At 69.7% G+C, this 23,119-nt stretch carries 12 protein-coding genes and 2 pseudogenes; 8 read left to right on the plus strand and 6 right to left on the minus strand.

Features of this window, described 5'->3' with window-relative positions; translation table 11 throughout:
• Both ACFY15_RS27700 and ACFY15_RS27705 read left to right on the plus strand, forming a co-directional pair.
• A partial coding sequence (locus ACFY15_RS27700) for a peptidoglycan-binding protein (RefSeq protein ID WP_390826269.1) occupies positions 1–801 on the plus strand: 801 nt, incomplete at its 5' end.
• 82 nt (positions 802–883) lie between these two features.
• Positions 884–1,660, plus strand: coding sequence for a peptidoglycan-binding protein (locus tag ACFY15_RS27705; RefSeq protein ID WP_390826270.1), 777 nt, complete (start codon positions 884–886; stop codon positions 1,658–1,660).
• Positions 1,661–1,779: 119 nt separating this feature from the next.
• Here ACFY15_RS27705 and ACFY15_RS27710 read toward each other — a convergent pair.
• Positions 1,780–2,828: pseudogene (locus ACFY15_RS27710) on the minus strand (IS5 family transposase).
• A 337-nt stretch (positions 2,829–3,165) separates the two neighbouring features.
• A protein-coding gene (locus tag ACFY15_RS27715; protein WP_390826271.1) for an IS3 family transposase occupies positions 3,166–4,397 on the minus strand; the annotation gives its coding sequence in 2 pieces (ribosomal slippage) (positions 3,166–4,079 and positions 4,079–4,397; 1,233 coding nt in all).
• Positions 4,398–4,441: 44 nt separating this feature from the next.
• Here ACFY15_RS27715 and ACFY15_RS27720 point away from each other — a divergent pair.
• Both ACFY15_RS27720 and ACFY15_RS27725 read left to right on the plus strand, forming a co-directional pair.
• On the plus strand, positions 4,442–5,488 hold the full coding sequence (locus tag ACFY15_RS27720) for a nucleoside hydrolase (RefSeq protein ID WP_390826272.1): 1,047 nt from the start codon (positions 4,442–4,444) through the stop codon (positions 5,486–5,488).
• A 13-nt stretch (positions 5,489–5,501) separates the two neighbouring features.
• On the plus strand, positions 5,502–7,130 hold the full coding sequence (locus ACFY15_RS27725; RefSeq protein ID WP_390691577.1) for a hypothetical protein: 1,629 nt from the start codon (positions 5,502–5,504) through the stop codon (positions 7,128–7,130).
• 99 nt (positions 7,131–7,229) lie between these two features.
• On the opposite strand, the pseudogene ACFY15_RS27730 reads toward ACFY15_RS27725, so the two are convergent.
• From ACFY15_RS27730 to ACFY15_RS27745, 4 genes and pseudogenes are all read right to left on the minus strand, one after another.
• Positions 7,230–7,831, minus strand: a pseudogene (locus ACFY15_RS27730) (IS110 family transposase); the annotation flags it as partial.
• Positions 7,832–8,193: 362 nt separating this feature from the next.
• Positions 8,194–9,939, minus strand: coding sequence for a hypothetical protein (locus tag ACFY15_RS27735; RefSeq protein WP_390691576.1), 1,746 nt, complete (start codon positions 9,937–9,939; stop codon positions 8,194–8,196).
• 392 nt (positions 9,940–10,331) lie between these two features.
• On the minus strand, positions 10,332–10,676 hold the full coding sequence (locus ACFY15_RS27740; RefSeq protein ID WP_390826273.1) for an XRE family transcriptional regulator: 345 nt from the start codon (positions 10,674–10,676) through the stop codon (positions 10,332–10,334).
• 676 nt (positions 10,677–11,352) lie between these two features.
• On the minus strand, positions 11,353–11,655 hold the full coding sequence (locus tag ACFY15_RS27745; RefSeq protein ID WP_390691574.1) for a hypothetical protein: 303 nt from the start codon (positions 11,653–11,655) through the stop codon (positions 11,353–11,355).
• Positions 11,656–13,257: 1,602 nt separating this feature from the next.
• Between ACFY15_RS27745 and ACFY15_RS27750 the strand changes: the two genes are divergently transcribed.
• The 4 genes from ACFY15_RS27750 (at position 13,258) to ACFY15_RS27765 (ending at position 22,499) form a co-directional block, all read left to right on the plus strand.
• Positions 13,258–13,662, plus strand: a complete 405-nt coding sequence (locus ACFY15_RS27750) for a hypothetical protein (protein WP_390691573.1) — start codon at positions 13,258–13,260, stop codon at positions 13,660–13,662.
• A 585-nt stretch (positions 13,663–14,247) separates the two neighbouring features.
• Positions 14,248–14,454: a DUF5988 family protein gene (locus tag ACFY15_RS27755; RefSeq protein WP_390691572.1), complete on the plus strand. Its 207-nt coding sequence runs from the start codon at positions 14,248–14,250 to the stop codon at positions 14,452–14,454.
• 171 nt (positions 14,455–14,625) lie between these two features.
• Positions 14,626–15,894, plus strand: coding sequence for a beta-ketoacyl synthase N-terminal-like domain-containing protein (locus ACFY15_RS27760; protein WP_390691579.1), 1,269 nt, complete (start codon positions 14,626–14,628; stop codon positions 15,892–15,894).
• 254 nt (positions 15,895–16,148) lie between these two features.
• Entirely contained in the window at positions 16,149–22,499 is a 6,351-nt protein-coding gene (locus tag ACFY15_RS27765; RefSeq protein ID WP_390691571.1) for an SDR family NAD(P)-dependent oxidoreductase, read from the plus strand.
• The last annotated feature ends 620 nt before the right edge of the window (positions 22,500–23,119 follow it).

A 23,119-nucleotide genomic window follows, 5' to 3' on the forward strand; every position in this document is an offset into this window, starting at 1 on the left:
GGCGGCCGGATCGACGCGGACGGGGAATTCGGCCCCGCCACCACCGCCGCCGTCCGCACCTTCCAGACCACCAAGAAACTCCCCGCCGACGGCATCATCGGCCCCCGCACCTGGGGGGCCCTGCTTGTCACGGTCAAGCAGGGCAGCCGTGGCCCCGCCGTCAAGGCCCTGCAGCACCAGCTCAACGCCTCGGGCGGCCGGATCGACGCGGACGGGGAATTCGGCCCCGCCACCACCGCCGCCGTCCGCACCTTCCAGACCACCAAGAAACTCCCCGCCGACGGCATCGCCGGCCCGCGCACCTGGAGCCTCCTGCTCACTGACACCGGCGGCTTTGCTGGTGTCCCGGCGGGCAACGCCGTCGCCCTCGCCAAGCAGCTCCTGAAGACACCGGGGATCACATTCGCCCGCACGCACTCGCAGACCCGTCACAACACCTCCAGCGCCTACGCCAACATCGTCGACATGGCCGCCGGGCGCGGCGCGCTCACCAGCCCGGGAAGCCACGTCGGGTCCAAGCGGGTCCAGCTGGACCCGCGCATGCTCCGGGGCCTGCTCACCCTGCACGACACGTACGGCTACCGGATGAACATCAGTGAGTTCGCCGGCGGTGTGCACAGCAAGACCTCCCGCCACTACCGCGGCCTGAGCTTCGACGTGAACGTGATCAACGGCAAGCACGTCGGCAAGGGCGCACCCCACAAGGCCGTGATGAACCTCTGCTCCCAGCTCGGCGCCACCGAGCTCCGCGGCCCCGGAGACCCCAACCACAACACCCACATCCACTGCGCCTGGAAGTAGCCGGGCCACACCTCAAGGGGGCGGACGCCGACCGGTGTCCGCCCCCTGCCGACCGTCCCCCTCATCCCCCTCGGAGAAGACCATGACCACCACACCGACCGCACATCACGCCGCTCCGCCACGCCATCCCTCCGGGTCGCTCAAGCGGCTGCTCAACCGGCTCCGACACCACCCACTCGCGATGGGGCTCGTCACTGCCGCCGTCCTCACCCTGACCGCCTCGGCCTACCAGAACACCCAGGGAAGCGCCGGCAACACCGCACCGCCAGCCGCCGTGCCGGCCTTCGGCGACTGCCCGCCGGCCGCCTGTCCCACACCCGGCGAAGACGCTCGCACCGACCGCAAAGGCAAGGACTCACAAGGCGCCGGCAACAGCGAAACCGGCACTCTCCCGGCACAGACCCCACCTCCCGCGCCACTGAAAACACCAGTACGCCGGCCCGACTCCGGAACACGCGCCTGGCCCCTCGTAAAAACCGGCGCCGAAGGAGAGACCGTCGCCGCGATCCAGCTCCTGCTCACGGCCCACGGATACCACACCGCCGCCGACGCGGTGTTCGGTCCCACGACAAAGTCACACATAATCTCCTACCAGCATGATCGCTCCCTCGCCGCCGACGGCATCGTGGGTCCCGACACCTGGCACGCCTTGATCACCAACGTCCGCACCGGTGACAAAGGCCCCGCCGTCCAAGCCGTCCAACGCCTCCTCACCGCAAACAGCCACTCCCACTCCGTGGACGGGGCCTTCGGCCAAGGAACCACCCAGGCCGTCACAGCCTTCCAGACCGAACACCAGCTCACCGCCGACGGCATCGTGGGCCCGGACACCTGGTCAGCTCTCGTCAACCTCACGTGACCAGCAGTGGCTGCGGTCTCCTCCAAGCCAGCCCTCCGCAGGCCGGCCATGAGCAGCATCAAGGTCACACTGCGGTGAACATGCCACTCATGGGGCCATGACCCGGGCGTGAGCCCGGGTCACGACGGTGAGATGCGACGGAACGGCCCAACCAGAGCGCATATCTGGTCGTGATCAAGCGGCGGTTCCGGTGAGTCTTTGATCCAGATCATTGCGCCGCGAAGGTGGAGGCCGGCGAGGTAGCCCGCGGGCGTCTTGTCATAGCGGGTGGCGACACCTCGCCAGGCCTTCAGCTTGTCGATCAGGCGCTCGACGGTGTTCCGGTCCTTGCAGAGCCCGGCGTCGTGGCTGACGGGCCGGCCACCCGCGCTGCCCTTCTTCTCGCGGTCGGCGCTCTGGTCGGCCTTCTCCGGGATGACGGCCTTGATGTGGCGTTTGCACAGGTGGTTGCGGTTGCCTCGAGACGAGTAGACCTTGTCCCCGGCGCCCGCGCCGGGCCGGGTCCGGGGACGGCCGACCGGCCCGCGGACCCGGACTTTCCGCAGCACGGGGACGAATTGCGGGCTGTCGGCAGCCTGCCCCTCGGTCAGCACGAAGGCCAGCGGGCGGCACCTGCGCTCGCCGGCGATGTGGACCTTGCCGGTCTGCCCGCCTCTGGAGCGTCCGAGCAGGGCGGCCTTCAGGCGGACCTCGCGCCGACGCCGGATACGCCGCCGCTCTTCCCGTTCCGGGCCGTCCTGCCCGTCTTGTTCCGGCGGGCCTCCCCCTTTTGCCGGGCCTTCTCCGCCTCCTCGGCGGCTTTCTCCAAGGCGGCCAGGGCACCGGGCTCCAGGCGCATCCCGGCGGCGTCACGATGGGCCCCGACGGTGGTGGAATCCACACCGACCAGGGACAGGTCCACCTCGCCGCGCTTGGCGGCCTCCGCGATCGCGCCCTCCAGGACGGCCTCGAACACCCCGGCGTCCCTCCACTGCCGGAAGCGGTTGTGGACGGTGGACCAGGCACCGAACTCCCCGGGTGTCTCACGCCACTGACTGCCGGTCCTGAAGTGCCAGACCACGCCCTCGAACTGCTGGCGCAGCCGTTCGGGGTACGGACCGTACTCGCCGACCGGCAGGTACGGCTCGATGAACTCCCACTCCGCATCCGACAGTTGCACACGCGTCACGACACACGGACCACCGGACCAGACCACATCGCGAGGACAACCCCACAGAATGATCACAACCAAATACGCGCCCTAGTCATACGACCAGCACGAACGCACCTGGCTGATGGACCGTCACTGCCAATCCCCCACTGACACCAAACCGGCGCATCGCAGCTGGCACAACAACCGCCGACGCTGATCGCTTCGATCAAACGATCAATGGCCGAAATAACGCACGGCCTTCGTGTTTGTGCGGCAGGCTGGCGTCCCATCACGGAAGGAGCGTTCTCCATGGGAGACACCAGCGAAGAGACCAGGGGCCTTGTCCCTGAGGAGTGGACACCTGTTCGTGTCGTTATGCGGCAAGTGTCAGGGTAGCTGACTGCTGTTCGTAGGCGGTCGGCGCCTGCTGTCCGTTCGCCGAGTGTCGTCGGCGGGTGTTGTAGCGGGTGGTCCAGCGGAAGACCGTCAGGCGGCAGGCGCGGGCCCCGTCGTAGCGGCGGGCGCCACGGAGCGTTTCGCGTTTGAGGGTCGCGTTGAACGACTCGGCGAGGGCGTTGTCCGCGCTGGTGCCGACCGCGCCCATGGACTGTTTCACCTCCAACTCGGCGCATACGCGGGCGAATTCACGGGAGCTGTACTGGGCTCCGTGATCGCTGTGGAAGACGGCGCCGGCCAGGCTGCCGCGGACCCGGGCGGCGGCCTGGAGCGCGTCGGTGACCAGCGAGGTGCGCATGTGGTCGGCGATCGACCAGCCCACCAGCCGGCGCGAGAAGCAGTCGATCACGGTGGCCAGATACAGAAACTCGCCGTCGCCCACCGGCAGGTAGGTGATGTCGCCGACGTACTTCGTGTTCGGGGCGCTCGCGGTGAAGTCGCGCCCCAGCAGGTCGGGCATCGGTGTGGCGGACGGTTCGGGCACGGTGGTGACCTGGCGTCTGCGCAGCCGCAGCCCGGCGATGCCGTACTTGCGCATGACCCGTCCGACGCGCTTGTGGTTCACGCGCTCGCCCCCGTCGTGCAGTTCGGCGGTGATCCTCGGGCGGCCGTAGGTGCCGTCCCACTCGGCGTGCACGGCCCTGATCCGCTCGGCGAGCGCGACGTCGGCCCGCTCACGTGAGGCGCGGGCCTCGCGGCCCGCCCGCCACTTGTAGAAGCTGGAGCGGGCCACCTCCAGCACGGCACACAACCGCTTCACGCCCCAGGCGCGGTGGTGGTCCTCGATGAACTGGAAGCGGTTGGTCACCAGGTCATCTCTTGTGCGAAAAACTTCGTCGCCTTGCGGAGAATGTCCCGTTCGGTGGCGAGCTTGTGCATCTCCTTGCGCGCTGCCGCCAGCTCCCGGCGCAGAGCCTCGTTCTCGGCCTGAAGCTCCTCGGCCGTCGGCGGGGAATCCACCGTGCTCTTCTCCGTGCTCGTCGTGCTGCCCCCGCCGCGGCGGGCCCGTTCGGCCCGTACCCAGTTACGCAGCGTCTCGCGGCTGATCCCCAGATCCTTGCCGATGCCCTCGAAGGTGTGGCTCGGGTCCGACAGGTACAGCGTGACAGCGTCCGCCTTGAACTCGGGCGAGTAGACCTTCATCACCATAAAAGATGCCTCCCACCCAGCCCCTCCCGGGGCCAGGCTCAGAGGTGTCCACCACTCGGGGACAGGTCCCCAGGGACGAGCTGCTCCGGCACTGGCAGGCCATGATCGGGGCGGGAGAGGCGGTGCCCGGGAGCGGGCTGGCCGCGACGGCTGATGCCTTGCGCGGCAGTCCCTGGCCGGAAGACCTGCGGGGCACCCCTCTGATCATCGACACCGACATCGGCGGAGACGGCGACGACGCCCTGGCCGTCGCCGCCGCGGCACGATGTGCCCCCGAGCTGCAACTCGTACTGACGGGGGATGAGTCCAACGGCGACCGTGCCCGGTTCGCCCGACACCTGCTGGACCTGATGGGCCGGCACGACGTGGCCACGGTCGCAGGCATCTCGCTCGGCGTCACCCCGTACTTCGTCGTCGAGCACCTGATCCCGGAGACGGTTTCCCGACAGCCTGCCGACGTCGTCGCCGCCGTGCGCCGGGTCCTGGACTCCACGGACGGCCCGGTCCGCTGGGTCGGCATGGCGCCGCTGTCCAACCTCGCCCACGTCCTCGCCGCCGTGCCCAACGCCGCGGCCCGGTTGCGGGTGACCCAGATGGGCGGTGCCTTGCGGTACCGCAACCCCGAAACGGCGGAGCACAACGTACGCCTGGACGTCCCCGCCGCTCATCAGGTGCTGGCGGCGGTCGCGGCGGGGCTGCTGCCCACGCCGGAGTTCGTGGCCTCCGAGGTCACCTTCACACCCAGCATCGAAGTCACGGCCGACAGCGCTCTGTACACGTGGATGAGCTCCGAGGGCGCCCCGGCATGGGCCGGACTGCTGGCGGATCACCTGGATGCCTGGTTCAGCCGCTTCTACCCCGGCAGCATGCAGCACGATGCCCTGACGCTGTCCGCCGCGCTCGACCTGCCGTTCGTCGACTCCGAACCCACCCGGATCGCCATGGACGGCATCGGCCGCACCACCGTCTCGGACACGGGAACGGTGCTGCGCTGGAGCATCACCGCCGAGTACGACCCCTTCATGCGCTGGCTCACCCAGACCCTGGCCGGCGCTCCGGCGGCGGTCCCGGCGACCGGCGGGAACGGCTAAGGGCCGCCGCTCGGTGGCCGAGTCCTACGACGTCTTCCGCAGGTTTCACGGCCCGTTCATCACCTCGGTCGCCGCACAGATGCTTCCGGACCTGCGGGCCGACGCCGAGCAGGGCCGCGTCGTCGTCTTCCTCGGCCGGGACGGCCACTCCTTCGCTGCCGCGACACGTGCTCTGGCCCCGGACTTCTTCGCCCAGTCCTGCCGGGAGGTCGTGCTCTCCCGGGTGGTCGCCGAGGCAGCATTGCAGGATCTTGAGCGCAACAGGGGTGCCGTCTTCCCCGAGGTGGACGGTTTCCGCGGTACCAGGGGGCGCGTCGCGGAGGCCGACATCCACGGCTCCTACCGCCAGCTCACCGCCTACCTGCGCGGCGCCGGCGTACCCGTCGGGAGGGACGGCAGCCGGGTCACGGTCGTCGACAGCAGCTTCAAGGGCACTGTGCAAGAGCTCCTCTCCGCCGCCTACCCGAGCACCGACTTCCAGGGCCGCTACGCGTTTCTGGGCCTGGCCCCGGACGACCCGCGACCGGACCGCAAGAGCGGGTATGTGGTCCATCTGCGCGCGGAACAGACGGGTGAGGGGAAGGGGTTCCCCTTCGACGATCTCCACCCCGACAGCGCCTGGACCTTCGCCAGCAAGGACCCCATCAACGTCATCGAGGACTCGCTGAACGGGCCGCTCGACACCCCGGTCGGGATCGCCGGTGGCGTACCCAGGCAACGGTCTCAGCGCGACGACCCCGAGACGGTACGGGGTTTCAACCCGCTCCTGATGCCCGAGCGCTTTCGGGAACCGATGACACGTGAAGCGATCAAGGCGGCCGCTCTTCTCGCCGTCTATGACGCCGCTGCCGAGCGGTCATCAAGCCAGGCCTCGCCCGACTGGGCCGCTGTGCACATGAGGGAGCGGGTGGAGTTCGTCTCGGCCGTCCGCCAGTGGGCTGAACGCAGCACCGAGGTCGACCCTCACCTCAAGACCGTGCTGGACAGCATCGTCCACCGTATTGACCACCCCGTGTACTCCAAGCTCCAGGACCACCTCGCCGAGAAGGCGGTTCCCGACGAGCAGGCCGCCAGGCTGTGGGCGCGCATGGAACAGTTTCCCGATCGGGCCTCTCGCGCCGCCTTCGTGCAGGACACCGTGCAGCGATCCGTAGGCATCGGCGGGAGCCAGGCCCCAGTGAGCGAGTCCTCGCACCGCCAGCCGGACCCGTACTCCTCGCCTGCCGAACAGAATGACGGCGCGCGCCAGGTAGCCGAGGCATTCGTCGGATGGTCGGGGACGGACATGGGCCAGGAGATCACTCAATCCCGGCATCGAGCCGTCACGGCATTCCGCGATGCGTGGATGAACCTGCCGCCCACGGGCGAGCCCCGGTCGGCCCTTCAGTACGGTGAGGTGGCGCGCACCGCCGCCGTGGTCGTCGACGTGGCGACCGCCTCTGGACGGTTCAAGCCTGAGGACCTTGCTGCGCTCAGGGCGGTCTCCGACACCGCTCAACGGCATACAGCCCGGCTGGTGGCCACCCACGGTGCCGCTGCCACCATGCCGAACACCGCGCCTACGCCAGCACAGCAGGTGAGACCGCCGACGGCTCCCCCTCCACCTGGCAGGGGTCGCAAGGGAATGGGCCAAGGAAGCTGATCCATCCCGGCACACGCCCCGACTTCGCACCGTCATTGACGGCGAAGCCCCCCCGCGACGAGGGAGCGGCCCGGCCCGTGCGGGAAGTCCACCCAGCGAGCGGGCGGCCTTGCGCGGGGCCTTCGGGCGGACCAGTTCGACGAGCCTGCGGCGGCCGGCTTTGCGCAGGGCGGCCGGGGATCCGTAGCGTTCCAGCAGCCAGGTGACGGCCTGGTGGCCGAGGCGGGGACCGAGGACGCGTTCCAGGCTGGGGTGGAACTGGGTGAGCAGGCCGCGTATCCGGTTGGAGGTGCGGGTGGCCTCGGCCGCAAGGTCCTGGTCGAAGCCCACCAGAACAGTGAGCTCGGCGGTGATCCGTCGGTCAGCTCCAGCGAGCGCAGGGTGTGCGGCGTGGTGCGGGCGGCGTCCGCGATCACCGCGGCATCCTTCGCATCGAGGCCCGGCAGGTAGGCGACCTTGCAGCCCGCGCCGCGGGCGACGGTCAGCGGCAGGGCGCCGATCGAGGCGGGCTGGTCCACGATCACCAGGACGGTGCCGAACTTCGCGGCCAGCTTGTCGAAGACGGCCCGCAGCTTCGGCTCGCTGTTGGGCAGCGGCTTGTCGAAGACCTCCTTCCCGGCCGGGGACAGCCCGTGGCCGTGATGAGCGGTCTTGCCGACGTCCAGGCCGAGGAAGACGCCCACGTCGCTGGTGTCGAACACTGTGCTCTCCACTCCTTCGGTGCGGCTGGCCTTGGTGTCGGGGTCGTACCCGCGCATCCACGTTATGCAGACCTGCCGCCCGCGAACGGCCGGGCATTGCGCCCGGCCAGGCGGTGGTCGGACCTCTCATCAGCGTCTCCGACGGCACCCCACGGGCCCGGTGCCCCCCCAGGTCATCCGTTCGACAGGGGGACACAGTCATGCCGGGCCCGGAGGCCAGCGGCCCTCTTGCAGGACCGCGAAAAACATAACGGGGGGGGGAATGTCCTCGGCGAGTGCGAGGAGGTCCTCGTACAGCTTCGGCCGGGTGTGGTGTGGGAGGTGGAGGTGGGCGTGGAGGATGCGGCGCTGGTCCATGGCGGTCACCTCGGGGAGCCTGGGCTGGTGTAGCCGAGGGCAGTGAGGTCGGCGGAGCGGCTGGGCCGGCGGGCTGGAGGTCGGCATACGGGTGCAGCCGGGCGCCGCTCTACCTGAGGCGGTGGAGCCTGACGGGGGACGAAAGGGTCTTCTGCCTCCGGGAAGACGTTGGCCTCGGCGGGATCCTGGTCGTGGGCAGGGCGGAGCGGGCCAGGGACAACCGGCCGGGCTGCGGCAGCGTCGAGCGCGGCGAACTGCTCAGCGAGTTCGGCGCGCAGGCGGGCGGTCTCCTCAGCCTCGGCTGCCGCGGCGGCCTCCCGCACTGACCGGCGGGCGGCGGCCTCTTCGCGGCGCGCGTTCTCCTCCAAGGCTTGCCCGTACGCCCGATCCCTTTCGTCCGCCAACTGCCGGGCCCGGAGTCTTGCCGCAGCTGTCGCACGAACCTGCTGCTCGGCAAGCAACTGAGCGCCCTTCGCCTTGGAGATCCGCTCCGCGGCCCGGTATTGGCAGGTGTTGCACTTCTCCCGGGTGTCGAGAAAGACGCCAGCCTCACAGTTCGGGTGGTCGCACTCGTGGGTGGTGAGCAGCGTGGCCAGGTAGCCGACCGGCCGGGCGATCCGGTCCCCGTCCGTGTAGCCAGCGCTTGAACGCAGCGGGCCTCCGGCCTGGTGCCATCCGATGCTCAGCCGCAGCGCAGCGTGCTCGGGGCGGCGTGGGTAGATCTTGAACGGCCCGGAGCGGGCGTCCGCGTAGTGTCCCAGGAACTCCCGTACTGCGCGGCGCAAGGTGGAAATGCGGGCGGCCGGGGAGCCGAACACCCCGAGGTCGTCCAGCATGGCGTACACCTCATCCTCACCGGCCACGGGCTTCAGTTCCGAGACTCGAAGAGGGCGCTTCGCCGCCCGTTTCTTCGACTTCGCTGCTCGGGCTCCAGGCTCCTTGTCCTGCTTCGTCGCTGCTGGCTTCGAGGTGTCGGCAGCGGAGCCGCCCGCTGCGGTCGGACGTTCCGACGCCGCGCCGTCACGCTCACCCCCACGCGTAAAACCCCCCGCACTGTGGCCTCCGGCCGACCCCCCCGGTTGTGCAGGAGTCGAAGAAGAAGGACTACAAGAGCAGCAGTACGGCGCCCTTTCGTCCAGGCCATCACCAGGATCGTGGCCGCAATTCCGACCAGCGTGGTCGGAATTGCGGCCACGCTGGTCGGAATTCCGACCAGCGCTCTGCTGGCCGGAATTCCGACCAGCCACCTTGGCGGCCGCCCGGGAGGCGTCCCGCTCCGCCGCTTCGAGGGCGGCCTGCTCGGCCTTCGGACGGATGGAAGCGAGCTTCTCCTCCGTGTTGCGCCACCGCGGCTGGAAGGTGTTCGCGGGCTGATCGTGGATCTTGATGCGCAGGTGCCGGCCTTGGGCCTTCCCGCCGGAGGAAGTGGTGACCGGGCCGCCCTCGGGAGTGGTGATCAGACCGACGAGCGACAGGTGCCGGAGCAGTTCCCGGATCCGGGTGAGGCTCGACGGCTTTCCGTTCGGGCCGGGGATGAGCTGGCGCAGCTCGGCAAGCGTCAGTAGGCGGACGCGGTTCTTGACCCCCTTCCCCTCGAACACGAGGGAGCGCAGTACCAGGTACCCGCGCACATCGGCGTCCCGCAGGTCGTCGACCAGACCGATCCAGTCGCGGACGTACGTCCCATAGAACGGGTTGTGGTCAGGGCCGTGCAGCTCGGCGAGCTGTCCAGCGGCATACGCCTCGCTCATCGCGTACCTCCGGCGGTCCGAAGCTCGGCGTCCGCAGCGGTAGGGGGGTGTGGCGCGGCAGCGGTGGGGATTGTGATTCCCGCCACATCGGGTGTACGGCCTTGCTGGTCACGGTGCATCTGGGGCATCCTTCCTGACCCGCGTCGCCGCCGCTGCACCCGATCGCCGACGAGCCGCCTGGATCTGGCTCGGCATTGCCCGTACGATCAAAGCAACGACCCGCGCGAGCGGGTTCACCGGACCCGTCCCCCTTGTTCCCGCAAAAGACTTCGGGGGGCGGGTTCTCTGTTGTCCTGGGCCGTCTCCCGACGGGGCGGCCCGTGGCATGTCTGGGGTGGAGTCTTTCCCACCGTGTCGTGGCCGTGGCAGCTAGCCGCGCGGCAGGGACGAGATCAATGAGCAGCACTGAACAGGCGCAGGCCGCGGGCTGCGCGCAGCTCGTCCACCCGGGCGGGTGACAGCTTCGCCAGGGCTTCGCTGGGGCCGGCCACGAGGTGCCAGGGGGACATCCCCCAATGGTCCGCCAGCCTGCCCAGGTCGGCCATGGACCAGGGGGCCAGACCGCGCTGACGACGTCCGATCATCACGTCCGTGACTTTCAGCAGTTCGCCGAGGCTGGTGTACGTCTCGCCCGTCATGTTCAGCACGGCGGCGATACATGCCCTGACCTGGGCCTCAACTGGGTGGGGCGCGCACATCGGGTGCTTCATGTCGGTTTCTCCGTCAGAGGTGATCACGGCAAGTGCCTTATTCGTACCGCCGGTACGGATGATCTGAGTTGGAAAAGGCGGGATATTCACCCGTTCGCACCCCGTGTCGGCCCGCCCGTCGGCGGCCCGCTTCCGTCAGCTCAGCGGGACGCCGTACCGCAGCGTTCAGCCCTGGGCGAGGACGTGCCGGGAGACCTCGGCGGTCCGGCCATCCTCCTCCGTGCGCCCACGTGCGTGATGGTGAGCAGGGCCGCGCCCGCCCGCCGGCTCCGGTGGCGTGCCCTCGCAGCACGCCACGGAAATCCGCCTTGACCGCGCCCTGGCCGCGCTCCCCCGCCTCACCGACGAGGCATGGACTCGTCAGGGTTGTTGTGAAGTCAGTTGTTCAGGAGGTTTGGGAGGCGCCCAGATCCACGATCGGGTGATGTTCACGAGTTGACTCTGAAGTCACCGGGGTGCTTGCCATGGCAGCGTTGGGATCCTCCTGGTGAAGGCGCGGCGACCGAGATCCGGACGGTGTGCGGGAGATCGCCGAGCCCTTGGCGGGCATGCTCGCCATCCTCGGCGAGGACGTCCGCTGCCGTGATGTCCTCAACCGGTCCGCGGCAGTGCCCGCCGGCTGACCGGCCGGAGGTGCGATCGGCGTTGCTGCCGGGCAAGGCAATTGGTTGGGACGCCGCTGTGCGCCTGTCCGGGACGGACTTCAGAGCGCGAAGTCGCTGATTCTGCTCCAGCTGACGGGGTTGTGCCAGGGGCCGGCCTTCGCGGCGGCCCAGTCCATCCGCCATCCGGGCCTGAGCCCGCGTGCTCCCCAGCTGTCCGGCTGCTTGTCGGGGATCTCAAGTCCAGCCGTGTGCGCGGCGAGCGCGGCCTCGTACACCTCTTGCGCGCGGCGGAGGGCCGCAGCCGGGGAGTCAGCGACGCCGGTGAAGACGTGCAGGCCGCGCCGAGCCGGGTCGGCGGGGTTGTGTATCGGGACGTCGACCACATAGATGCGAGGCTGCATAACGTCCAGCTCCTCTCGTGTCTTCGGTGGTGAGGGACTACCGCGACAACCCAGGCTCCGGCGATCGGGGAGGCCGGGGCGCACGGAGCGTCCCCGTCAGGCCGGTGAGGCCGGGTCAGAACTCCAGGTGGACCGTGATCCAGCGCCCACCAGCGCTGGTGTGGACGGTGCTGCCGTGCGCGACGAGGCAGGCTGGCCGTTGTTCCCGGCACCCCGGCGGATGCGGTCGTGACGGCGATCAACAGGCGCGTCCCGCTCACTGTGCATACGGGGCTGTCCGCTCGTGAGCGCCCTGCCCCTCAGGCTCCCGGCTCCGCTTCAACCAGTTGGGGAGCTGCTCCGGATTCGCCTCGTGGGTGAAAGGCGGCTGGAACACCGCATCTTCGGAAGGCGGTGGCCGGTCCGGCTACTCGTGTGCTGTCGGCGCGACCACGCGGGGCGGAGCCGACAGCGGGAACGTGCCTCGATGCCGTGTGAGGGCACGTCTTCGGTGAAAGGCACATCGAGATCACACCCCGCGACAGCCGACGCCGGCTGACAGATCTCGCGGCAACCCACTCCAGCGGCCGCCCCGTAGTCGGCGCGCGATGGTCGGCAGCTGTGGCCCGGAGAGGATGGACGACCCACCGGTTGGATACAACCCGTTATCCAGCGAATTGACATATGGCCGCAACAGCGAAAAAAGGACTGCCACTCGGATGGCGTAGTCCGGCGTGATGGGCTGATTCTTCAGATGACCAGGGGTCGCGGGGCAGGCTGCGGGACCGCCGTGCTGCCCGGCCGCTCGATGTGCCGGTGCGGCGCAGGAGGCCGCTCACGTGACTGAGCCACCGACGCCGGACGGGACGACGCCTGCCGGCTACCCAGTGCTGCGACCGGAAAGGTTCACCGTGTCGCGGCGCCCGGCACGGCCCCTCGCGGCGTTGTGTCGGACCGCGCAAGTACGTCCGGTGCGAGCCGCGGCCCTCCGCCTCGCGATGCACCGCTCCGGACGCCGCGACCCGGCAGAATAGGTGCCACGCGATCTCGACGTGCACCTCAACGGATCGTCATGGATCAATCAGGTCGAGCGTTGGTCCGGACTGCTGACCTACATGTCATCCGCCGCGGCGTCCACACCTGCGTCAAGGCCATCGAGTACGACATCGAGGAGTGGATCGCGAAGCAGGGATCGCCCCATGTCGTCCACCGCAGCTCAATACAGTCGGACCGTGGTGCGCGACGCGTGGCTACGTCACCGCCCGCGCGTTGTGAAGGGTGCGCGGAAAGGTGTCGCAGCTGGCTCTGCGCCTGTTATGGGGGTTTCTGTAGTTGCACCTGCGGCGTGCGGGGCGTGCCAGTACATCCGATCGGGTGATGTGGGGGAGTCGCCCCTAGAGATGCCGCCCGGCTTGGGTGCTTACTGAAAACGAACCGGCGGGTCGCCCATCCCATCTCCGGGAACCTTCTTGCGACCCGTTCCGTTCGTCATTCCCAGCAGGTGAAGTGCCAGACGATCAGGGCGAGTTCCAGTTCCCATAGCAGCTTCTGGACAGAGCGGGGATCCGCTCCCGCCGGCCGCCCTTGAAACCAGGCCCGTTCATCACCTCCAGGGAGTTCATCATGAACCGTTCCCGCCTCGCCGCGGCTACCGTAACCGCCGCCATGGCGGCGGCCGCCGCTGTGGGCTTCGCCCCGCTCGCCGTCGCGGCTCCCGCCGCGGCCCCCTCGGCCTGTGTCAGCGACCTGCAGGCCGCCGAGACCTCCAACAACGCGGCGATCGCTGCCGACCAGGTCAACAACACTTCAGCCGCCCGCACCGCCAACCTGTCCACCGCCACCTCGCTCGTCGCGGCGATCGGCGACTGCGCAGGGCAGCCGGCGGTGGTGGGGGCCAACGTCCTCACCGCCTCCGCGAGCAACGCGGTCGCGCTCGTGTACAACCTGCTGGGCGCTTCGGGCTCGGCCCTGGGCGCCGAGCAGGCGACCGCGTCGGCGCTCACCCAGGCGCTGGCCGTCGCGACCTGACGGTTCGCAGGAAGGCACCCCTGAACGGGGTTGCCTGCCCTTCCACCCCGGCGACGGCCGCACCTTGCCGTCGCCGGACCACCGCGCCTCCCCTATGGGTGGCGCCAGGCTGTCACCCGTCTTCTCCGCGTAGCCGGCGGCGGGTGGCGGCCGGGGCGGCGGAAGGCCAGCCCGGGCGACGCGGCGAGAGGCCGCTCGTGCCAGTAGAGGCGCCGGGGCCATGTGTCCCGGCCCGGCGGGCGACCGGTGGTGACACCGGCGCCGCCCTTCACCCTCCACGGGGCGCGGTCCGCAGGCGCAGTGTCAGGACATTCGGCCTCCGTATCGAGTCATGGCTTCTTTCCACACATGACGAGGTCACTATGCTGCTGGTTTCCCGGCTTCTGCGGTCCCTGTGCCGGACCTGTCTCCTGGCCTCCCGGTGCCTGATACCCGCTATGACTTCTTCCGACCCGACGAAGGAGCCGAAGTCCCCGAGCCGGCGGAAGATGCGGAACGCCCCGTGAAACTGAGACCCGACAACAGCAGAGGTCGGGGCGGCAGTGCATTGTGCTCCGGACCGCCACCTCGACACAGGAGCCGAATATGCCGGAAATCATAAGCGTGATGCTCACCGGAGGGCCGGACTGGGCTCCCAACACCTGGAGTGTTGAGTCCCTGGAAGGCGAGCCGAAGGTCAAGATCCTGTGCGGGAATGCCTACGAGCATTTCGAGTTCTCGGGCTTCCAACTCGTCGAAGGTGAGCAGAGGCCGGTATACCGCTGGTCCTGCCGTACCTACGTGGCCGAATAGGCCGGTGCGCCGGTCCGGCAGATCAACGGGCCGCGCTGCGGCACGGTGACCCATCATAGCCGCCCTTGGCTGATCCTGAAGGGGAATCTCGATGAAGAATCCATTGTCGCCTGCGGGTGACTCGTGACCAGGCGGGCCGGGCGACGAGGGCGAGACGCCGTAGTCACCGGAATCGGACTGTGCCTTCCGGGCATCGATTCCCCGGTCTTCACTGCCGACGACCTTTGGCAGGTGGCCAGCAATGGCATGTCATGCCTCGTTAAAAAGGGCGTGTACTACGGCAGTGTGAACCTGTCGAACGAATCGTTCGAGGAACGAGTTTTCGGCATTCCTGACTTCTTCTCCCGCCATTACACGGATGCCCACCGCTTCGGGCTGGTATCGCTCGCACAGGCATGCGTGGATGCGGGCCTCGATGTGTACCGCGATCTCCAGGAGGCCGCCGTCCTCGTCGGCCGCGGGGGTGTGGACGCCAACATCGACAGCTACCTCGCCGTCCTCAGGGCCGACCCCGCGACTCTCCCCGTTGCCGAGGCGATGGAGATGTTCGTCGCAGCGGAGCAGTCCGTCACCCCCTCGGACGTGGCCCTGGTCCAGGGCGCGCTCACACGGTCCAAAGGCGCCAACTTCACTGTTTCGTGCGGCTGTGCGTCCTCCGCCCTCCAGATTGGCAACGCCCAGCGCATGATTGCCGCCGGTGAGGCCGACATCGCCGTGGTGACCGGGGTGGACGTCTTCAGCGTCCCCCTCATCAACAACATCCAGCGTCTGCTGAGCGGAGCCCAGCAGACGTACGACGCAATGCGGTCCCAGGACATGCCCGCCCTCCTGCCGTCATTCGAGTCCTTGATGCGTCCGTACGACCGGCGTGCCGACTGCATCAACCACGGCGAAGGGTCTGCGACCATCGTCATGGAGAGCCGCCAACACGCCTTCGCACGGGGCGGCCGCGTCTACGGCCAGGTCCTCTCGCAGGTCACCACCCGCGACGGGCTCGCCAATCCGCTGGCTTGCGACGACACCGGACAGGCGCTGGTGTCGGCGGTGCGGCGGTGCCTCGGCGACACCTGGGAAATCGACCAGGTGCCCTACGTCCATGGTGGCAGCGACGGCAACGCGGTGGTCACGACGTTCGAGGCCAACGCGGTCAGGGAGCTGTACGGCCCCGCATCGCGCGATCTGCTCATGTCCTCCCAGGAAGGCTGCTTCGGTCACAACGGCGCACCCGCCGGCTGCCTCGGAGTGGCCCTGACCCTGCTGATGATGAACTACGGACAGGTGTGTCCCACGGCCAACTGCGAGGAGCCTGCGGACAACCTCACCTTCGACCCGGTTCCTGGGACGGCCACGCGGCCGCTCGACTTCGACTACGCCTTGACCTTCAACTACCAGGTCGGCGGGCTGAAGAGCGCCATCCTGTTGGGGAGCCCCGACGTCTGAGTCCCTCCTCTGACCGCTCGACCGAGCTGTTCTCTGGCCGTCGCCGACCCGAAGCCGACGGCGCCGCGCGCGAGCACGAGGTCCTGCCGGTTCCCCGCGGTTTCCCGCAGACCCGCTCCGGAAGGCCACCTGCCTCCTGAGGGCACACGCCGTGGCCGGCGCCCAGCCCCGATCGTCGCGCCGGCCATGCGGCACGCCTCCTCCCTCTCCTCGAACTCCCCAGGCTCCGCGAACCACACGCATCCGCTTTCCCCATGGACGACAAGGAGACTCCCGTGGTGGCTCTGGACAAATACCCCTCTCGCCCCGCGAACGGGCCCATCGCCGTCATCGGCATGGGCTGCCGGCTTCCCGGAGACATCGACTCACCGGCCGCCCTGTGGAATCTGCTGATGGAGGGCCGTGAGGCGGTGGGCGCGCCTCCGCCCGGCCGTGACGCGTCGGCACCCGCAGCCGGGACATCGGCCGACGCGCAGGCCGCTCACCTGCCGGGCGGGTACCTGACCGACGTTTCCCGGTTCGACGCGGACTTCTTCGGCGTCTCCGGCAGGGAAGCCGACGTCCTCGACCCACAGCACAGGCTCCTGCTGGAGGTCGTCTGGGAGGCCCTGGAGCACGCCGGCCTGCCTCCCGACGGCCTCGCCGGCTCCCGCACGGGCGTCTACACCGGTCTGAGTTACAACGACTACATGGACCAGCTCGTCGGTCTGCCACAGGAACTGGAAGGCTCCATCCTGACGAACGGTCACTGCGTGGCCGCAGGCCGCATCTCCTACCTCCTCGGCCTGCACGGCCCCAGCATCGCCCTCGACACCGCCTGCTCGTCCTCCCTGGTCGCCTTCCACCTTGCCTGCCAGGCACTGCTCCGCGAGGAGTGCGATCTCGCGCTGGCAGCCGGCGTCAACCTCATGCTTACCCCGCGCACCAGCCGGTCCTTCAGCAGGATGGGCATGCTGTCCCCAACCGGACGCTGCCACACCTTCGACGCCGCCGCGGACGGATTCGTCCGCGGGGAGGGCTGTGGTGCCGTCGTCCTCAAACGCCTGACCGACGCCCGCAGGGACGGCGACCGCATCCTCGCCCTCGTCCGCGGGTCCGCCGTGAACCAGGACGGCCGCTCCGACGGCCTCGCCGCCCCGTCATCCACTGCGCAGCAGGCCCTGTACCGCACGGCGCTCACCCATGCCGGCGTCGACCCGGCGCAGATCTCCCTGATCGAAGCCCACGGCACGGGCACCCCTGTAGGCGACCCGGCCGAGTTCACCAGCCTGGCAGCCGTGTACGGCAACGGCCTCTCCCCGTGTGCCCTCGGCTCGGTCAAGACGAACCTCGGCCACTTGGAGCCCGCCGCCGGCATCACCGGACTGATCAAGACCGTTCTCTGCCTCCAGCAGGGGGTCATTCCACCCAACCTGCACTTCACCAGCTGGCACCCCGCCATCGCCGCGGACGCCACCCGCTTCTTCATCCCCGTCGAACCGACCCAGTGGCCAGGGCGGCAGCCGGTCAGGCTCGCTGCGGTCTCCTCGTTCGGTTTCTCGGGCACCAACGCCCACGTGATCCTGCAGCAGCCCCCGCGGCCCAGCCGCCGCGCCGGCCTGCCCGCCCCACGCCGGCCGGAGAGCGCACCGCCCGAGGTAATCCTGGTCGCCGCCGGATCCCACCGGGCTCTGCCGGCCGCGGCCAGCCGCCTGGCGGACTGGCTCGAGGGGGACGGCGCGCGCGTCCCGCTGAGGGACGTGGCCCACACCCTGGCCCTGCGCCGCAGCCCCGGACGCGGGCGCCTGGCGGTCGTAGCCCGTTCCCGCGCCGAAACCCTGGAGGCCCTTCGGGGGTTCGTCGCGGGCCTGCCCCATCCGGCCCTCGTCTCGGGCACGGCCGATGTCACCGCTCCTCGCCAGCCGGTGTGGGTGTTCTCCGGCCAGGGTTCCCAGTGGACCGGTATGGGCCGCCAACTCTTCGCGCATCACGAGCCCTTCGCGAAGGCTCTGACCGATGTCGACGCCCTCATCCAGCAGGAGGCGGGGTTCTCCGTCCTGGAGCTGATCCGCTCGGACGAACCCCTCACCGGATGCCCGACAGTCCAGCCGGTCCTCTTTGCCCTGCAGATCGCCCTGGCCGCGGCCTGGCAGTCGCACGGCGTCCGGCCCGCCGCCGTCATCGGGCACTCCATGGGAGAGGTCGCGGCAGCTGTCGTGGCCGGAGCGCTCACCCTCAGCGACGGGGTCCGCGTCATCTGCCGGCGCTCGGCACTGCTGCAGCGAATCGCCGGGACGGGCGCCATGGCCAGCGTCGCCCTGGACCAGGCCACCGTGGAGGCCGACCTTGCCGACACCGGGACCGGCGCCGTCTCAGTGGCGGTCCTGGCCTCGCCCGGCACCACCGTCGTCTCCGGTGACGCCGACCAGATCGCCCGCCTGATCACCCGGTGGGGGGAACGCGGGATCCTCGCCTCGCCGATCGCGGTCGACGTCGCTTCCCACAGCCACCACGTCGACCCTCTCCTGCCCGATCTGCACCAGGACCTCATCGATCTGCGCCCCCGCGCGCCCCGCATCCCCTTCTACTCCACCGTGACCGAGGACCCGCGAAGCAGCCCTCTCCTGGACGCCGCCTACTGGTGCGACAACCTGCGCCAGCCCGTCCGCTTCCGTTCCGCCGTGGCTGCCGCCGCCCAAGACCGCCACCAGATCTACATCGAGATCTCGCCCCATCCCGTGATCACCCAGTCCCTTACCGACAGCCTGGGCGAACTGACCTCGGACGCACTGGTCCTGCCCTCACTGCGCCGAGGGCTGGACGAAACCGTCTCCCTGCGGACCCAGCTCGCCGCGGTCCACTGCGGCGGCGGCACCGTCGACTGGATCCCCCTGTACGGCGGCGGCCTTCTGACGGACGCGCCCACCATCACCTTCGACCGCACCCGCCACTGGACCTCGGGCGAGGGGCAGCCAGCCGACGCCGGGGCCCTGCCCGGCCGGCACACCGAGGTCCCTGGCGAACCGATCCGCCACACCTGGACCGCCACCGCCCCGACTCGCCATCTTCCCTGGCTCGACGACCACCGCGTCCACGGCACCGCCGTCCTGCCCGGAGCGGCCTTCTGCGCCCTCTTGCACACCACGGCCCGAACCGCACTGGGCGGTGCCGCCGCCACGGACATCGAGATCACAGACATCGCCTTCCACGACCTGCTGCGCCTGACCGACGACACCGAAATCAGCACCACGCTCACCCTCGCCGCCTCCCAGCAGGCCACCGGTGAGATCCACTCCCGCCAGCCCGACGGGTCCTGGCAGCTGCACGCCTCGGCGGTCACCCGCTGTGGGCTCACACCCCAGTCCGCTCGTGCCGCCTCCGTCCCGGACCTCGCCCGCAGGCACTCCGTCCCGCTCGATCCGGCCGCCCTCTACGCCGGGTTGCGCGCCTGCGGCCTCGAACACGGCCCGGCCTTCACCGGCATCACCAGCCTGCACACGAACAGCCGCCGGGACAGCTTCTGGGCCCGCATCCAGCTTCCGGCCGCCGCCCGCACTCCCGAGCACACGCTGAGCCCCCACCCCGTCCTGCTCGACCTGTGTCTGCAACTGCTGGTCGCCGGAGCCGGTCACGACAGCGCACCCGCGCCCATCCTGCCGGTCCAGGTCGGCGCCCTGCGCATCCTGGGCGACCCCTCACGGGCCGTCCACGCGCACGCCTGGGTCACCGAGAACACCGCGACCACCCTCGCCGGACACGTTCGTGTCATGGACGCCGACGGCCGGATGGTCCTGGCCCTCGACGGCGCGCGCTTCGCCCGCCGTGCACCCGACGGCGGCACTTCCGTGGACCAGTGGTTCCTGGAACTCGGGTGGCATCATGCGCCGCGTTCCCGCGCCAGGCAGGCACCGCCCGGCAGGTGGCTCGTCGTGGACGAGGGAGACGGCGAAGCCGGACGCCTGGCGGCACTCCTGCGGGACGCCGGTGCCCAGGTGGAAGTGCGAGAAACTCCACTGAGCTCGGAGGGGCTCGCCGCGCTGGCCGACCTCTTCCGCAACCACCTGGCCGCTGGAGCGGGAACCTGGCGCGGTGTCGTCATGCTGTGCGGCACGCCGCCCGCCCACGACAGCGATCCCACCCACGGCGCGGAGCAGCGCGCCAGGCGACTGCTCGCCTTCGCCCAGGCCGCTGAAGACCACGACGGAGCATGGCGCCTGTACACCGTCACCCGGCACGCCCGCGCGGTCACGGCAGACGAAGCCGGCCACCCCGCCCACAGCACCGTGCGCGGCGTGGCACGTGTCCTCGCGATCGAGCACCCGCGCCTGCGTCCCACCCTCGTCGACGTCGATCCCGGAGCACACGGGCTGCGCGCGCTGGCCGCCGAGCTCCTCGCCGACGCACCTGAGGACGAGGTCGCACTGCGGGATGAGAGCCGATACGTGGCACGCATCGACCGCGCCCCCCTCACTCCGGCCGAACGCACCGCCTCCACCACCCGGGTCGTCCGGTACGGCGAGGACGGGTTCCGCCTGCGCGCCGGACGCCTCGGCGATCTCGAAAGCCTCGAACTGGCGGTAACCGGCCGTCGTCACCCCGGCCAGGGAGAGGTAGAGGTGCGGGTCAAGGCCGCGGGGCTCAACTTCCGCGACGTCCTGACCACCCTCGGCATGCTCGGTTCAGAGCCCTTCACCCCGTACCGCATCGGCTTCGAGTGCGCGGGCGAGGTCACCGCCGTGGGACCGGGCGTGGACCACGTCCGCAACGGGGACACCGTGGTTGCCGCCCAGCTCGAAGGCGGCGCCTTCGGTTCCTTCGTCACCGTTCCCGCCACCGCCGTCGTCCCCGTCCCGCCCGCCCTCACCGCCGAGACGGCGGCAGGACTACCCACGGCCTTCCTCACCGCCTGGTACGCCCTCCATCGCGTCGCACGGCTGGCCCCCGGTGAACGCGTCCTCGTCCACTCGGCCAGCGGCGGCACCGGCCTGGCCGCCATCGCCGTCGCCCGCCTGCTGGGCGCGGAGGTCCTGGCCACCGCCGGCACCGAGGAGAAGCGACGCTACCTGCGTGCCGCCGGCATCCACTGCGTCATGGACTCCCGCACCCTGGACTTCGCCGAACAGGCCCGCCAGGCGACCGGCGGCGAGGGCGTCGACGTCGTCCTCAACTCCCTCGCCGGCCCCGCCGTCCGCGCCGGGCTCGAAGCGCTGCGCCCGTTCGGCCGCTTCGTCGAACTCGGCGTACGCGACATCCTGGCCGACGCCGCCCTCAAACTCGCCCCGCTGCGCCACAACATCACCTTCTCCACCGTCGACCTCATCGAGCTCCAGCAGCGCAAACCCAAGTTGTTCGGCACGCTGCTGCGCGAGGTCATGGACCACATCGGCGCAGGACGCCTCAAGCCGTTGCTGTGCACCGCCTATCCGCTCGATCGAGCCGCTGACGCGTTCCACTTGATGGCCGGAGCCCGGCACATCGGCAAAATGGTGCTCACCGTCCCCGACAGCGGAGAGACCACCGCCCTCCTGCCGGAGGGGCCTCCCGTCGTACGCCCGGACGGCGCCTACATCGTCACCGGCGGCCTGGGCGGTCTCGGGCTCGCCACGGCGCGCTGGCTCGCGGAGCAGGGAGCGGGCCGTGTCATCCTCAACGGCCGCCGGTCCCCGTCCCTCGAGACCGCCCATGCTGTCAAAGACCTGCCCGGGCAGACCACGATCGTCCTCGGCGACATCTCCCTGCCCGGCACCGCCGAACGGCTCGTCCAGGCCGCCACCAAAGGTGGTGTGCCGTTGCGCGGGGTCGTGCACTGCGCCATGGTCCTCAGCGACGCCGCCCTGGGCACCATCCGCGACTACCAGATCAAGCGGGTGTGGGCCCCCAAGGTCACCGGTGCCTGGAACCTCCACCGGGCCACGACTGGACACGACCTGGACTTCTTCGTCCTGTACTCCTCGATGAGTTCCCTGCTGGGCAACGCCGGACAGGGAACGTATGCCGCCGCCAACGCCTGGCTCGACTCCTTTGCCACCTGGCGTACCCGTAGCGGGCTGCCCACACTGGCCGTCAACTGGGGTCCCTGGGGCGAGACGGGGCAGGCCACCGATTTCGCCGATCGCGGCTACGAGACCATTCCCACCCGTGAGGGGATCGAGGCCCTGCACACCCTGCTGGCTCATCAACGGGTCCAGACGGCCGTGATTCCCGGTCCGCCGCAGACCTGGATCCCCCGTACGGGCTCGGCCTCCAGCCTCTTCACCCTCATTGCGCCGGACGACCTCCCGGCTCCGGACGAGCCCGAGGTCGGCGGCTCCGGCATCCACGCCCGTCTCCAAACCCTGCCTGCCGGCATCGCGCGCCAGAGCGCCCTGGAGACCTACCTGGGCGACCACATCCGCGCCATCCTTCGCACCGGCAGCACTACGCTGGATCCGCAGACCCCTCTCAAAGCCCTCGGCTTCGACTCGCTGCTGGCCACTGAACTACGCGTCCGCCTCGAAACTGAACTCCCCGTCCGTCTCGCCGGGAACTTCATCTGGCAGCACCCCACCGTGGCGTCCCTCGCCACGGCCCTGGCCGCCCTCATGGGCTTGGCACCAGAGTCGAACCCCACCCGTTCCGACGCCTGACCTGACACGGCCCGACCCGGAAGGCATCGTCCTGTCGCCGGTGCTCCCAATGCGCTCCCGTGGCGCGCCCCCCATCGGGGTGACGATGCCTGCAGATGCTTGCGGCACATGCCGAAGTCCTGCGTCAATTGGAGTATCCAACCGGTGGGCAGCCCATCCCTCTCGGGGGGCGTGGCCCTGTTATGGCCTGCGGCTCTCTGCTGGTTAGGGAGCCGCAGGCGTACCGGAGTCGCGATGGGCCCCCTCGAGGGGGGTTGGATCACCAGTCGGTGCCCTTTACGTGGCACCGACTGGTCGGTTGTAAGACCCCCTCACCCGCTCTGTGCGACGGACTGGGCGAGCTCGAAGCGTTGATGACATGCCGCTTCCATCGGGCCGCGACCACGATCTCGCCGCCGCGCCGGCTGGGCGATCACATGAGAGCCAAGGGTCTGCGGACCCTGGCAGCTGCCCCGGAACGTCGTGGACAGGTGACGTACTGTCGTCGCCGAGGACCTCTCCCCGCCGTCCGAAGGGGATTCCGGCCGCTGTGGTCGCAGGTGTCGACGCGGACGTGATGGTCACTTTTTGATACGCCGTCAGAGAGTCGTGTTCAACCGTCGCAGACGCTCGGCCCTCTT

The sequence above is a fragment of the Streptomyces sp. NPDC001373 genome, from assembly GCF_042895815.1.
Classification (GTDB): Bacteria; Actinomycetota; Actinomycetes; order Streptomycetales; family Streptomycetaceae; genus Streptomyces.

Excerpts from the sequence above, each read along its gene's own strand:
- ACFY15_RS27705 (WP_390826270.1), top strand. The coding sequence starts at position 884 with ATGACCACCACACCGACCGCACATCACGCCGCTCCGCCACGCCATCCC.
- ACFY15_RS27750 (WP_390691573.1), top strand. The coding sequence starts at position 13,258 with ATGAACCGTTCCCGCCTCGCCGCGGCTACCGTAACCGCCGCCATGGCG.
- ACFY15_RS27745 (WP_390691574.1), bottom strand. The coding sequence starts at position 11,655 with ATGCAGCCTCGCATCTATGTGGTCGACGTCCCGATACACAACCCCGCC.
- ACFY15_RS27755 (WP_390691572.1), top strand. The coding sequence starts at position 14,248 with ATGCCGGAAATCATAAGCGTGATGCTCACCGGAGGGCCGGACTGGGCT.
- ACFY15_RS27765 (WP_390691571.1), top strand. The coding sequence starts at position 16,149 with ATGGACGACAAGGAGACTCCCGTGGTGGCTCTGGACAAATACCCCTCT.
- ACFY15_RS27735 (WP_390691576.1), bottom strand. The coding sequence starts at position 9,939 with ATGAGCGAGGCGTATGCCGCTGGACAGCTCGCCGAGCTGCACGGCCCT.